This is a genomic window from Bacillus pretiosus (genome assembly GCF_051294775.1).
Lineage (GTDB): Bacteria > Bacillota > Bacilli > Bacillales > Bacillaceae_G > Bacillus_A > Bacillus_A wiedmannii.
Genome location: NZ_JBPPHF010000004.1, coordinates 215961 through 230089 on the forward strand (window position 1 = coordinate 215961; position 14129 = coordinate 230089).

Sequence of the window (14129 nt, forward strand, 5' to 3'; positions counted from 1 at the left end):
AAAAGGTGTGGAGTTGTTACTCTGCGCTTTTTATTTTGTGTGAATTACAATTGAAAATGCATGTAGGTATATGTTTTTTGAGAGCAAATTACGATGTGAAATGTAAGATGTTTATTTGTATTTGAAAAAGTGTGGCTCCTACTTATCATGGTATCGTTTTTATAGTATTTCGTAAGTAGTAGCTGGGTAAAAAGGGGTCGATTTTTTGGCACATCTTTTAGGGCAACAAGCACTGATTGCCATTGTTTCGCATTTATTGTTTATTACCATTACGTGGTGGGCTTTACAAGGTGTTCACATTGAGCGTTTAATGAAGTCTGGAAAAGTGATGCAGACGCGAGTGTTACTCATCCTAATTACAATTGCAATTGGGACATCTGTAAGTAACTTTTTCCTTGATTATTTAGGCTATTCAAAGAGTTTAACGTATTTAGTAAAGTAAGTGTATAGAACCTCATATCTCCGTTAACAATGGGGATAGGAGGGGATGAAATTGAAGCTTAAAGCCATTCTTATTGTTATGATAAGTGTTGTTTTATTTTTGGTTGGATATAGAGAGATGAAACCGATCAGCGATGAACAGAAAATGGAGAGCATGATTGCAACTTTAGAGAAAAATGATGCTAAAGTAGAGAAGTGGTCATGGTTAGCGCGAGAAACAAAAACAATTTCTAATATACATACGTTTCAAAAGTTGTTAAACGATGTGAAGGACAAGGCGAATATTCAAAAGTGGGAATTAGAGCAATCTCCAGATGGATATAAAGCTACATCCTATAAAAAGTTTTCTTCTTATGAAGAACGAGTAGTAGTAACATGGAGTAAGGAAAATACTAAAGAAAACACTTTCATTATTTTTGAAGTAAGCGGGGCGAAATGGGACCCGAAGTACATTCAGAAAACAAATAAAATTTTTAGTGAAAAACCTATAATTTACACTTGTGTTCAAGGTGTACTGAATGATAAGATTGAAGGTGTTTTGCAAAATAAAACCAATCAGTTTTTGAAAGATCTTTCAGCAAGAGCGATCGAACAGATAGAAGAAAGAGCATTTGTGTCAGTCTCCGCATACAATAAAAAGTGGGATGACGCTCTTTCAACAAATAGAGAGAAAATAAATGTGCAAATAGCAATACGTTCTACAGACAACAAAGATACAATTGTGGTTGGCACACCGATCATAACTTCTGAGTATTGAGTGAATAGATACTGAAAAAAGGACACGGAGGGGAATAATTTGGAAAAGATCATCGTCCGTGGCGGAAAGCGGTTAAACGGCACAGTGCGTGTTGAGGGCGCAAAAAATGCTGTATTACCTATAATCGCTGCAGCCCTATTAGCGAGTGATGGAAAGAATGTACTATCTGAAGTACCAGTTTTGTCTGATGTATACACAATTAATGAGGTATTACGTCATTTAAATGCTGAAGTCGTATTTGAAAATAACCAAGTAACAATCGATGCTTCTAAAGAACTAAACATTGAAGCACCATTTGAATATGTACGTAAAATGCGTGCATCTGTTCAAGTAATGGGACCATTACTTGCACGTAACGGCCGTGCTCGTATTGCACTTCCTGGTGGATGTGCAATTGGTTCACGTCCAATTGACCAACATTTAAAAGGCTTCGAAGCAATGGGAGCAAAAGTACAGGTTGGTAATGGTTTTGTTGAGGCATACGTTGAGGGAGAACTAAAAGGAGCTAAAATTTATTTAGACTTCCCAAGCGTGGGCGCGACAGAAAACATTATGTCTGCAGCTACATTAGCAAAAGGGACAACAATCCTTGAAAACGCAGCGAAAGAACCAGAAATCGTTGACTTAGCTAACTTCTTAAATGCGATGGGAGCGAAAGTACGCGGAGCTGGAACTGGAACGATCCGTATCGAAGGCGTTGATAAATTATATGGTGGAAACCACTCTATTATTCCTGACCGTATTGAAGCGGGAACATTCATGGTTGCAGCGGCAATTACTGGTGGAGACATCTTAATTGAAAATGCTGTACCTGAACATTTACGCTCAATTACAGCGAAAATGGAAGAAATGGGTGTTAAAGTTATTGAGGAAAATGAAGGTGTACGTGTTATCGGCCCAGATAAGTTAAAAGCGGTTGATATTAAAACTATGCCTCACCCAGGTTTCCCAACAGACATGCAATCACAAATGATGGCATTATTACTACAAGCTGATGGAACAAGTATGATTACAGAAACGGTATTCGAAAACCGCTTTATGCACGTTGAAGAATTCCGTCGTATGAATGCTGATATTAAAATCGAAGGTCGTTCTGTTATTATGAACGGTCCAAACAGCTTACAAGGTGCTGAAGTAGGCGCAACTGATTTACGTGCTGCTGCTGCATTAATCTTAGCTGGTTTAGTATCTGAAGGTTACACTCGTGTAACTGAGTTAAAGCATCTTGACCGTGGTTATGTAGATTTCCATAAGAAATTAGCTGCATTAGGTGCAACTATTGAACGTGTAAACGAAAAAGTAGAAGAAGTGAAAGAACAAGAAGTTTCTGATCTTCACGCTTAATTGAAATAGTCTCTACGTCTTTTGACGTAGGGACTATTTTTTTGGGTTATTACTGTTATAGTCAATAAATTCTATACTTATGCACGTACCAGCAAAAAATATTTAGAAAATTTTCATTTTAGCTAGTTCCCCTTAAGTATGTTCTAAAAAAAAGAGTTGTTCCATAAGAATGAATGGAGGAAAGCTTTTGGATATTGGGGGAAATAAGATGAAATTTTCAAAGCCACTTTTTATCACAGTAGCGCTTCTCATAGCGCTCGTTATCATTGTACCTGCTGCTCTTGTTATTCCGTTTGCGAAAGCAAAAGTAGGGGAAGAAGCAGCTTCTAAAACTCCTCCAGCGATAGAAAGTATACCAGCTCCAGGGAAAGTGGATACAGCGGTTCAAGTTGCTGTATATCGTGATCGGCAAAAGAAGGTAGAAACATTACCTATGGAGGAGTATGTGACCGGTGTAGTAGCTTCTGAGATGAATGCCAGTTTTGAAATAGAGGCGCTAAAGGCGCAGGCATTAGCAGCGAGAACATTTGTGGTACAGCGTATGCTAAGCGGAGGTAAGAAAAACAATGCGGACGTGACCGATACGGTGAAAGATCAAGTGTACAAAAGTAAAGAAGAATTGAAGAAACAATGGGGCAATAACTACGAAAATAATTTGAAGAAAATCGAAGAAGCCGTTTCGAAAACCGCAGGACAAGTTTTAACGTATGATGGAAAACCAATCTCAGCATCCTTCTTCTCAACGAGTAATGGCCGGACAGAAAATGCAGCTGATTATTGGGGAAATGATTATCCGTACTTAAAGAGCGTAGATAGTCCGTGGGATCAAGCCTCTCCAAAATTTACGAGCGAGCAAACCTTTACAGTAGCTGACTTTCAAAAGCGTCTCGGTGTGAAAGTACTAGCAGACGGAAAAGTTGGTGATATTAAAGGACGTACAGAAGGAAAACGTGTAAAAGACGTAGCGTTTCAAGGTAAAACATTAACTGGAAGAGATGTGCGTGACAAATTAGATTTACGCTCTTCTGACTTCACATGGAAACAAGAAGGGGATAAAATCGTCGTTACAACGAAGGGATTCGGTCACGGCGTTGGCATGAGCCAATACGGAGCAAATGGCATGGCGGCGGAAGGTAAGAAATATACAGATATCGTTGCTCATTATTATAAGGGTGTCGAAATAAAGTCGATGAATGATTATGAAGGAAAGTTGATGGTGAAGAAGTAGGGGGAAAAGAGGCCGTTCCAAGAGTTATATTGGGACGGTTTTCTTTTGTTAGTGGATAGGTTAATAGATATATTAAAAAAATCGTCAATGTTCAGTGGTGACAGAACTCTGTTTAAAGGGCCCATGGATCGCTGGAAGCTATTATAAGGATGAACGTACAGAAGAATCAATGAAAGACGGTTGGCTCTATACAGGAGACATTGTCACGGTTGATTCGGAAGGATGTATTAAGATTGCTGATCGTACGAAAGACTGGATTAAAAGTGGAGGCGAATGGATTTCTTCCGTAGATTTAGAAAATGCTTTAGTGTCGCACGATAAAGTGTTAGAAGCATCTGTTGTGGCGGTGCTGCATGAAAAACGTCCCGTTTACTTGCGTTGTACTAAAAGTGGGACAAGCAGTAGAAAGAGAAGATCTGTATGCTTTACTAAAAGCAGAATTTCCGAAAACATCTGTAGGGAAATTCTTAAAGAGAGCGCTGCGTGATCAGCTCAAGACGTATGTAGAGCAAAACTAGAGAAGAAGGCTATCCTTTCATTTGGATAGCCTTCTTTTTATGATACTTCATAAAATATCTAAATTTTCCATTAATTGTTTGGTATAATAGGATAAAAAGTATTTGGGGGAGACAGAATGGCGTTATTGGAGTTGAGACAATTAGGGAAGACGAACCAGTTACCGGCAGTTGAACTGAAGGTTGAGAAGGGACAATGCGTTGTTTTGCAATGTAATAACCATACAGCTAAAGTATTGCACCGCATCATTATTGGTGAGGAAGAAGCTTCAACTGGCAACGTGCTATTTGAGGGAGAATCGATTGGAAAGAAAAATTATTCCCGCATCGGTTTTTGTTTTTTGAAAGATGAAGCATACGTACGTTTGAAGGTAAAGGAATACTTCAAGTTCTTAATAGGGCTTTATGAATCAAAAATGAGCACGGAAGAAGTAGTGCAATATGTCGGCCTCTTAGATAAATTAAACGTTAAAATAGAAAAACTATCATTTTCAGAGAAACGTCGCCTTCATATCGGGCGTGTTATGATTCATAATCCAGACTTAGTTATTTTGGAAGAACCAGAGCAAAATGTAGATACAGAGAGTACGATTATTATTCGAAAAGCGATTATGGCAATGAAGGAGAAAGGAAAGGCGATTTTTATAACGTCATCCTTTCTATCGGACGCCCTTTCGTTAACAGAAGATGTATACATATTAAACAATGATGGTGTGAAGAAAATAGAAATCGAACAAGAAGAAATTGAAGAGGTGGATGAAGAAAAGGTTGTTCAAATGATTCCGCAAATGAAACTTGAAAGAATTCCAGCGAAAGTGAACGATAAAATCATTTTACTTGATCCGATGGAAATTCATTTTATTGAAACGCAAAACGGAGTGACACATATCCATGTGCGCGAAGGTGATTTCGTATGTGCATTAACATTAAGTGAACTAGAAGCGAGATTAACAGGGTTCGGGTTCTTTAGATGTCATCGCTCGTACCTTGTGAATTTACAAAGAGTACGAGAAGTCATTACGTGGACTCGTAACAGTTTCAGCTTAATTTTGGATGATGAAAGAAAAAGTTCAATCCCGCTTTCAAAAGGACGAATGGATGAATTAAAAGGTGTGATTGGGCTATAAAAATTGCTCCAATAAGCTTAAAATACGATTCATTCACCGGTAAAAATACTCCTTTTACCGGTATTTTACTGCGTAACCCTTTTGTTTTTCATATGATTGAGTCAAGAAAAGCGAAACAAACAAACGAAAAGCGCTAAAGCGACTTTCATCTATAAAAGAAAAAACAAAGGGGATGACGAGATGACATTGGCAATTGAAATGAAAGATGTAATGAAAAGTTTCAACGAAAAAACGGCACTTCGAAATGTAAATATTGAAGTGAAGCAAGGAGAAATTTTTGGATTCCTCGGGCCGAGTGGATCTGGAAAAACAACAACAGTAAAGATTTTAACTTCTCAATTGCTGCATAGCGTTGGAACAGTGAGGGTACTAGGTAAAGATATTACCGGACCAAGCAGCATCGACTATAAACGAATTGGTATTTTAACAGACAATAGCGGCTTATACGAAAGACTTAGCATTTATGATAACTTACTATTATTTTGTGACTTATACGATTGCAAAAAAGAGCGGATTGATGAAGTGTTAGCGCAAGTGAACTTATTAGATGATAAGAAAACATTAGTAAAGAAACTATCAAAAGGAATGAAGCAGCGCGTTACACTAGCTAGAGCAATCCTTCATAAACCAGATATTCTCTTCTTAGATGAACCAACATCTGCACTCGATCCAGTTAACGTACAAAACATTCATAAAATCTTAAAAGACTTAAATAAAGAAGGAACGACGATTTTCTTAACGACGCACAACATGGATGAAGCAGAAACGCTTTGTAACCGCATTGCCTTTCTGTGTGGCGGAGAAATTGTAGCGCTTGATACACCGGAGAACCTTCGCTTACAATACGCGAAAGATCAAATACAAGTCGTGTTAAAGGATAAGAAGAAAGAAACGGTACAAAAAGATGAATTAGGTGCAAAACGTATTTCAGAGTGGATGAAAAAAGGAGAACTATTATCCATTCATTCTTATGAGCCAACGTTAGGCGATATCTTTATTGAAGTTACTGGGAGGGGATTATAATGACATTTTCAATGAGACGTGTATCAGCTATTTTTAGAAAAGAAGTACAGGATTTTAAGACAAATTCACAAGTTTTGTTAATGGCATCTTTACCAATTATATTTGCACTTATATTTAGCCGATTTGGAGAAGGACAGGCAGGAGTTGGCATTATTACTTTAATGTCCTTTCTATTTGTAGCAGGGTTTGTTCAATCAATGGTAATTGCAGAAGAGAAAGAAAAACATACGTTACGTGTGTTAATGCTATCACCAGCTTCTTCTGTTGAAGTTCTTCTTGGGAAAAGTATATTAACAGCATGTTTAACGTTAGGTATTTCCATTGTAAACTTATTCATCTTAGATCAATTAAGTGGCAATCTCTTATTGCTAGCATTTATTTTCTTATGTGGAACAATTCTATTCATTTTAATTGGAACAGTGATTGGATTATTAGCTGAGTCTGTCCCGCAAACATCACTAATTGGAATGCCAATATTAATGACGATGTATTTAGCTGTACAATTTGAGCCAATGGTTGAAAATAAAGTAATTAAGACGATGATTAGTTATCTTCCAACATCTCATCTTGAAAAAGCGATTAAAAGCTTAGTGGAGGGTGCTGGGTTTAGTAGTATTAGTGGGCATATGCTAAATGTTGGAGTGTGGCTCGTTATTTCATTTATTGCATGTTTAATCGTATATAAAAAGAAACAATTGGACTAAAAACTGAGCCGAAAGTGCTCAGTTTTTTATTTTTTCTATCATTTCCTCGGAAATTTTACAATTCTTATACATATTTTTACAGATTTTGTCGAAAAGTAATTAGTTATAGGTTGTATAGGATACGTGAATATTGTTCAAAATGATTGCTGAGGTGATGATGGAATGCGAGGAAGAAATAATAAAAAGTCGCAAAAGGTAGTACATTTATTTCAAAAAAGATGGGTGTTTCCAGCACTGTACATTGCTTGTGCAGCGGTAATTTTAATGGTTGCGCTATGGTTCCAGGGGGCTAATCCGAAGAAGACTCCGAACCAAGATCAAGCAACACCGTATACACAATCGGAAGATCCAGCAGTACCAGTAACGAAATCTTCAGAAGTAGTGAAAATGCCAGCTGCCGCTAATGCGGAAGTAGTCGTACAGAAGAAATTCTATGAAGATGCAGCAACTGAGGCGGAACAAGAAAAAGCACTTGTCTTTTATAACAACACATATTCCCCGAACAAAGGAATCGACATTGCTGCGAAGAATGGAAAAGAATTCGATGTAGCTGCTGCTTTAAGTGGTACAGTAACGAAAGCTGAAAAAGATTCACTTCTTGGTTATGTTGTAACAGTTGATAGCGGAAATGGTGTAGCAGTTTCTTATCAAAGCTTAGGCAGTGTGAAAGTAGAAAAAGGTGCACGAGTTGCACAAGGTGAAGTATTAGGAAAATCCGGTCTAAGTGCAATGAATAAAGAAGCAGGTTCTCACGTTCACTTTGAAGTACGTAAAGACAACGTGGCTGTGAACCCTGAGCGCTACTTAAATAAGTCAGTAGCAGAAATTAAAGCTGATGCGGGTGCTGCAAAAGCAACGAATGCTTCTGGTAAAAAGGCTGATGAAAAATCTCAAAAAGAAGAGAAGTCAACAAGCACGAAACCAGAAAGTAAAACAGAAGATAAGTCTCAAAAAGAAGAAAAATCAACAAGCGGTTCGACTAGTGACAAAAAAGAAGAGCCGAAGAAAGAAGAAAAATCAACAAATGGTTCTACAGAATCATCTAACAGTTCTTCTTCACAAGAATAAGAAAGTGAAAAAATCAGTTCTCACTAGAGAGCTGATTTTTTTACTTTTACCCCGCATTAATGGGCAGTAAGACCCCTACTTCAAAATTCAGTGAAAGCTAAGAAGTTAGGCCTGGGGTCAACTGCCCGTAAAAGCCCGATTGGTGAAGGCTAAGAATCAGTGGGAAATGGCGCCCACTGATTAAAGTTTCACTTTATATAAAAATACTCAATTTCGAGAAAAAAGTTGCAATAACAAGGAAATATGACGAGATTCTCGAATATATATTACAAACAGGAGGGGATACTGTGTCAATTTTATTTGTTCTGTCGACTGCTATTATTTTATTGTTTGTTTTATTCACTTTATATTATTATATTGCCGGTAAGAAAGAGGTTCCCCACCATCAATTGTTAGAAGAAGAGTTGGAACGAGAAGAATGACACCTTATATACAAGGTGTCATTTTTTTCGCCAAAATAGTCACTGTTAACGTATTTCTCACAAAAAAACGTAATTTTTCTTAACTTAGTCCGCAAAAATAGTGAACATGTAGCATATATCAGTAGTGCGGGCAATACAATGGTATAAACCAAAGCAAAGAGAGTGTTTGAGGTGAGAAATCGTGAATCATTTCATTATAAATCCAAGAATGTTTAACGCTTACAAACAGCACTCACACTTACTTCTTAGTCGTATGCAGCGAGGCTCATTTCACACTTCTCACATCCAATTTAGGGAGGCGAGTGGTGTGCACGATTACATCAAAGAGAGAACTATCAAGATTGGTAAGTATATCGTGGAGACAAGAAAGACAGTGCGTGTCATTGCAAAGGAATTTGGGGTATCAAAGAGTACAGTCCATAAAGATTTAACGGAACGTCTACCAGAAATTAATCCAGAGCTCGCAAATGAAGTGAAAGAAATTCTTGATTATCATAAGTCTATTCGTCATTTAAGAGGCGGAGAAGCAACAAAACAAAAGTATAGAAAAGAAGATGTAGAAAAGCCGGTCCGTCAATAAATATGCGATCGCAAACATTCCGTTTCAATTCGGTAATATTTTTCAGAAGAATTCTTTTTGCGAATATTACGTTTCTGTTAAATTTATGATAAAATCAGAAATTAGGTGTAAAAGAATTCGGGTGTAACCTGATTTTGAATATCGAGGAGGAAATGACGGGAATGTTTGCGCGAGATATCGGAATTGACCTAGGTACGGCTAATGTATTAATTCATGTTAAAGGCAAAGGTATTGTATTAAATGAGCCATCTGTTGTGGCAATTGATCGTAACACAGGTAAAGTATTAGCAGTAGGTGAAGAAGCAAGAAGTATGGTGGGACGTACACCTGGTAATATTGTAGCAATTCGTCCGCTTAAAGATGGTGTAATCGCAGATTTCGAAATTACAGAAGCAATGTTAAAGTATTTCATTAACAAATTGGACGTGAAGAGCTTCTTTTCAAAACCTCGCATTTTAATTTGTTGTCCAACAAATATCACATCAGTAGAACAAAAAGCAATTCGTGAGGCTGCTGAACGTTCAGGTGGTAAAACAGTATTTTTAGAAGAAGAACCAAAAGTAGCCGCAGTTGGTGCTGGTATGGAAATCTTCCAACCAAGCGGTAACATGGTTGTTGATATTGGTGGAGGTACAACAGATATTGCTGTACTATCTATGGGTGATATTGTTACCTCTTCCTCTATCAAAATGGCTGGCGATAAGTTTGATATGGAGATCTTAAACTACGTTAAACGTAAGTATAAGCTATTAATTGGAGAACGTACTTCAGAAAATATTAAAATTAAAGTTGGTACAGTATTCCCAGGTGCACGTAGCGAAGAGCTTGAAATTCGCGGACGTGACATGGTAACGGGCTTACCACGTACAATTACAGTATGCTCTGAAGAAATTACAGAAGCACTAAAAGAAGACGCGGCTATCATTGTACAAGCTGCAAAAGGCGTATTAGAGCGCACGCCACCAGAACTATCTGCGGACATCATCGACCGCGGTGTTATTCTAACGGGCGGTGGAGCTTTACTACACGGTATCGACATGCTTCTAGCAGAAGAACTAAAAGTACCAGTATTAATTGCTGAAAACCCAATGCAATGTGTTGCTGTTGGTACAGGTATTATGTTAGAGAATATCGATAAATTACCAAAGCGTGCTTTACGATAAAGTGAAACTTTAATAAGTGGGGGTATCCCCCACTTATTATTAGCTCGCAAATAGTAGGAAAAATGAGAAGAACTAAGGTGTTAACCGAAGTTCTTTTTTGTTTTTTTATTCTTTCATTTTTTTATTTTATTTTGATTTATTGAGAAAATAGAAGAAAAATAAAGAAAAACGAAGGAAATAGGTAAAATATTCATATATATGGTTAAATTTAATATTTCCTTATTTGAAAACGTTTATAATATAATGAGTCGAATACGACATTAAGGCAAATCATGTTCAAATACATATTGCCTTTCCCTAATTTGGGCATACACTCTTTTCTACCTCCGTGTCAGTTGCTGGAATATGCAACTATTTTAAGAGAATAGAGTGTGTGCATTTTTTTATATATAAAGCTGAAAAGATATTAAAGTTTCACTTTATAATGACAAACAATAAACAAAATGGGATAATAAACAATATGTCCAAGTGGTAAGACCAATATTACAAAAGGGGCGATTGTTATATGCTAAATATAGAACAAATTAAAGAAATCATTCCTCACCGCTATCCATTTTTACTTGTTGATAAAATATTAGAAGTAGATGAAGGAAAAAGAGCGGTTGGAATTAAAAATGTATCCGCAAACGAAGAATTCTTTAACGGGCACTTTCCTGACTATGCAGTTATGCCCGGTGTACTTATTGTAGAAGCATTAGCACAAGTTGGAGCAGTTGCGGTATTAAAGAAAGAAGAAAACCGCGGAAGACTTGCTTTCTTCGCGGGTATCGACAATTGCCGCTTTAAAAAACAAGTACGTCCAGGTGATCAACTTCGTCTAGAAGTAGAAATGACACGTGTACGTGGTCCGATCGGTAAAGGAAAAGCAATCGCAACAGTAGATGGTGAAGTTGCATGTGAAGCTGAAATTACATTTGCGATTGGTGATAAAAAAGAATAACAGAAATAAAAAAATCTTCTTGTGAAAATACAAGGAGATTTTTTATTTCCAATATATATTGGTGTAATTGTTAAAATGCAAACTAGTCAGAAGATTACTTGTGTATAGAAAATAATTACCATATAATTACTTTATTGTTTATTTGAAAAATAGGATAAATGATAAGAATAGAAAAGAAGGAAAGTCATTGTCATATTGTAAAGGCGTTCATATAAGACAAAGTAGAATGATATTGATTAAGATGAGATGTAGGGAAATCAGTGATACAAAATATTAATTAGACGTATGAAATCGAGCATAGAGAGAGAAAAAGGAGAAATGTCGCATTTCACAAAAGGAGACTATGAATATGTTCGGAAGAAAGAAAAGAAAACCATTACGACAATTAATTACGCATAAAGAGCCTAAATCACGTGTTGCAGAACAATATCGTAACATTCGTACAAATATTGAATTTACATCTGTAGATAATCATGTTCGTTCTATTATTGTTACCTCGGCAGATCCAGGCGACGGAAAAACAACGACAATCGCAAACTTAGCAGTTGTTTTCGGGCAACAAGGAAAGAAAGTCTTATTAATCGGAGCTGACTTGCGTAAGCCAACGATTCAAAACTTATTTGCCATTCACAATTCAAATGGATTAACGAACTTATTATCAGGACAAGCGAAACTGATGCAATGTATTCAAAAAACAGATATAGAGAATGTATACTTAATGGCGGCAGGTCCAATCCCGCCAAACCCAGCTGAACTATTAGGTAGCCGGATAATGGACGAGACATTACTAGAAGCATATAACATGTTTGATATTATTCTAATCGACACACCACCGGTTCTTGCGGTTACCGATGCACAAATACTAGCGAACAAATGCGATGGAATCGTACTAGTCGTACGCAGTGAAAAAACAGAAAAAGATAAAATTGTAAAAGCGAAGCAAATATTAGACAAAGCGTCCGGTAAATTACTTGGTGTCGTCTTAAACGATAAAAGAGAAGAAAAAGAACAATATGGATATTATTAGAAAATAATGTATAGAATAGTAAATGGGAAAGCTGATAAATATTTTTATCAGCTTTTTTTGAATCTTTATAAAATTCTTTATTGAATTATATGAAAAAAATGATACAATAGAAATTTTGGAAATTCGTTGGAATGTGTTGTCATATTTAAGATTATTTTGTAAGATTATATTTGCTTGATGTCAATAAATGTAGAACTAAAATATTCAAAATAAAAAATGTAAGATTTATATGTTATAATTTTTCTTATGTGCAAATTTTAGAAAGTTGGAGGAACTTATGGAAGAAACAATTAGTTTGAAAGAGTTATTTCATATTTTAAAAAAACGTTTAGCGATGATCCTCGTAATCGCCTTTGGTGCTGCTATAGTAAGTGCTATCATTAGCTTCTTCTTCATGACACCAATCTATCAATCTTCGACGCAAATTCTTGTGAATCAGAAGAAGCAAGAGGGAGCAGCAATTCAATACAATGAGGTACAAACAAATATTCAGTTAACAAATACATACAAAGTTATAATTAAAAGTCCTGTTATTTTGGATCAAGTGAAAGAAAAATTAGGTTTGAACATAACAACACAAGAATTAAACAAAAAAATCGAAGTGGCTAATGAAAAAGATTCACAAGTTGTAGCGGTAACTGCGCAAGATAAAGATCCGAAATTAGCTCGTGATATTGCTAACACAACTGCAGAAGTATTTAAAGGTGAAGTTGCAAAAATTATGAACGTTGATAACGTAACAGTACTATCTAAAGCAGAAGTCGCAGAAAATCAATCTCCAATTAAACCACGACCAATGTTAAATGTAGTAATTGCTTTCGTTGTTGGTTTAATGGCTGCAGTTGGTCTTGCATTCTTACTAGAATACTTAGATAACACAGTAAAAAAAGAAGAAGATGTAGAAAGTTTACTTGGCTTACCAGTGTTAGGTATTGTAGCTCGTATGGATGAAGAAACAATGAACGTGAAATCACACGCTCCATCATCAAGAAAAGTGAGGGGACAAACAATTGGCTCTTAATTTATTTAAAAAGAAAAAGAATCATCGTCAACGTCGTCAATTAATTGCTCATCAACAACCGAAATCACCAATTTCAGAACAATATCGTAATATTCGAACGAATATTGAATTTGCAGCTGTTGATACGAATTTACATTCATTAATGGTAACGTCTGCGAACCCAAGTGAAGGTAAAACGACAACGACAGCGAATATGTCAGTCGTGTTTGCTCAGCAAGGAAAGAAAGTATTATTAATTGATGCAGATATGCGTAAACCGGCAATGCATCAAATGTTCCAAGTGGATAATATTTTCGGGTTAACGAACGTATTAACACATAGTGAACGTTTAGAAAAATGTGTACAAACAACATCAGTTGATAATTTACACTTTTTAGCTTGTGGTCCGATTCCGCCAAATCCAGCAGAATTATTAGGATCAAAATCAATGCAAGAACTTCTTGCACAAGCATACAGTATGTACGATTTAGTCATTTTTGATTTACCGCCAATTTTAGCTGTTACAGATGCCCAAATTATGGCAAATGTATGTGATGCTTCTATTCTTGTCGTTCGTAGTGAATCGACAGAAAAAGAAGCTGCAGTAAAAGCAAAAGGTTTATTAGAATCAGCGAAAGGTAAACTGTTAGGCGTTGTTCTGAATGATCGTGAACGTGAACAAAGCTTATATTATTACTACGGTGCAAATTAATTGAAAGGGTGAGATATGAGAAGAACATATCTCCTTTTTTCCCTTGAATATGAGATGTCTCATATTCAAGGGAAAAAA

General features: G+C 36.4%; 15 protein-coding genes and 1 pseudogene. All 16 read left to right on the top strand.

The features are described 5' to 3' along the window. The first annotated feature begins 205 nt into the window (after nt 1–205). The 16 genes and pseudogenes from ACSG5Z_RS21325 (at nt 206) to ACSG5Z_RS21400 (ending at nt 14051) form a co-directional block, all read left to right on the top strand. Complete coding sequence (locus ACSG5Z_RS21325) at nt 206–442, top strand: DUF1146 family protein (protein ID WP_000940744.1); 237 nt, start codon at nt 206–208, stop codon at nt 440–442. 51 nt (nt 443–493) lie between these two features. Further along, nucleotides 494–1198, top strand: coding sequence for a YwmB family TATA-box binding protein (locus ACSG5Z_RS21330; RefSeq protein WP_370513119.1), 705 nt, complete (start codon nt 494–496; stop codon nt 1196–1198). 39 nt (nt 1199–1237) lie between these two features. Next, nucleotides 1238–2542: a UDP-N-acetylglucosamine 1-carboxyvinyltransferase gene (gene murA, locus ACSG5Z_RS21335; RefSeq protein ID WP_000411269.1), complete on the top strand. Its 1305-nt coding sequence runs from the start codon at nt 1238–1240 to the stop codon at nt 2540–2542. 208 nt (nt 2543–2750) lie between these two features. Next, nucleotides 2751–3770, top strand: coding sequence for a stage II sporulation protein D (spoIID, locus tag ACSG5Z_RS21340; protein ID WP_172553495.1), 1020 nt, complete (start codon nt 2751–2753; stop codon nt 3768–3770). Nucleotides 3771–3873: 103 nt separating this feature from the next. After that, a pseudogene (locus ACSG5Z_RS21345) lies at nt 3874–4288 on the top strand (AMP-binding enzyme); the annotation flags it as partial. A 116-nt stretch (nt 4289–4404) separates the two neighbouring features. Next, nucleotides 4405–5412, top strand: coding sequence for a LytTR family transcriptional regulator DNA-binding domain-containing protein (locus tag ACSG5Z_RS21350; RefSeq protein ID WP_435712067.1), 1008 nt, complete (start codon nt 4405–4407; stop codon nt 5410–5412). 180 nt (nt 5413–5592) lie between these two features. Continuing rightward, nucleotides 5593–6435 (top strand): ABC transporter ATP-binding protein, encoded by an 843-nt coding sequence (locus tag ACSG5Z_RS21355; protein ID WP_000170848.1) that lies wholly within the window; start codon nt 5593–5595, stop codon nt 6433–6435. Continuing rightward, complete coding sequence (locus tag ACSG5Z_RS21360) at nt 6435–7139, top strand: ABC transporter permease (protein ID WP_435712068.1); 705 nt, start codon at nt 6435–6437, stop codon at nt 7137–7139. The genes ACSG5Z_RS21355 and ACSG5Z_RS21360 overlap by 1 nt, the downstream gene beginning before the upstream one ends. A 162-nt stretch (nt 7140–7301) precedes the next feature. After that, nucleotides 7302–8207, top strand: a complete 906-nt coding sequence (gene spoIIQ / locus ACSG5Z_RS21365) for a stage II sporulation protein SpoIIQ (RefSeq protein ID WP_088064856.1) — start codon at nt 7302–7304, stop codon at nt 8205–8207. A 287-nt stretch (nt 8208–8494) separates the two neighbouring features. Further along, nucleotides 8495–8629 carry an ABC transporter ATP-binding protein gene (locus tag ACSG5Z_RS21370; RefSeq protein ID WP_087985966.1) on the top strand — a complete coding sequence of 45 codons (135 nt, stop codon included), beginning with the start codon at nt 8495–8497 and terminating at the stop codon, nt 8627–8629. Between the two features lie 307 nt (nt 8630–8936). Then, entirely contained in the window at nt 8937–9209 is a 273-nt protein-coding gene (gene spoIIID, locus ACSG5Z_RS21375) for a sporulation transcriptional regulator SpoIIID (RefSeq protein ID WP_000544012.1), read from the top strand. Between the two features lie 161 nt (nt 9210–9370). Further along, nucleotides 9371–10372, top strand: coding sequence for a rod shape-determining protein (locus tag ACSG5Z_RS21380; protein ID WP_000457990.1), 1002 nt, complete (start codon nt 9371–9373; stop codon nt 10370–10372). 505 nt (nt 10373–10877) lie between these two features. Next, on the top strand, nt 10878–11312 hold the full coding sequence (gene fabZ / locus ACSG5Z_RS21385) for a 3-hydroxyacyl-ACP dehydratase FabZ (protein ID WP_000931959.1): 435 nt from the start codon (nt 10878–10880) through the stop codon (nt 11310–11312). Between the two features lie 349 nt (nt 11313–11661). Next, nucleotides 11662–12339 carry a CpsD/CapB family tyrosine-protein kinase gene (locus ACSG5Z_RS21390; protein WP_141558985.1) on the top strand — a complete coding sequence of 226 codons (678 nt, stop codon included), beginning with the start codon at nt 11662–11664 and terminating at the stop codon, nt 12337–12339. A gap of 277 nt (nt 12340–12616) precedes the next feature. Then, the gene (locus ACSG5Z_RS21395; RefSeq protein WP_098146019.1) at nt 12617–13360 is read left to right on the top strand and encodes a YveK family protein; all 744 of its coding nucleotides are present in this window, start codon (nt 12617–12619) and stop codon (nt 13358–13360) included. Further along, on the top strand, nt 13350–14051 hold the full coding sequence (locus ACSG5Z_RS21400) for a CpsD/CapB family tyrosine-protein kinase (RefSeq protein ID WP_098146016.1): 702 nt from the start codon (nt 13350–13352) through the stop codon (nt 14049–14051). Before ACSG5Z_RS21395 ends, ACSG5Z_RS21400 begins: the two co-directional genes overlap by 11 nt. Nucleotides 14052–14129 lie beyond the last annotated feature (78 nt).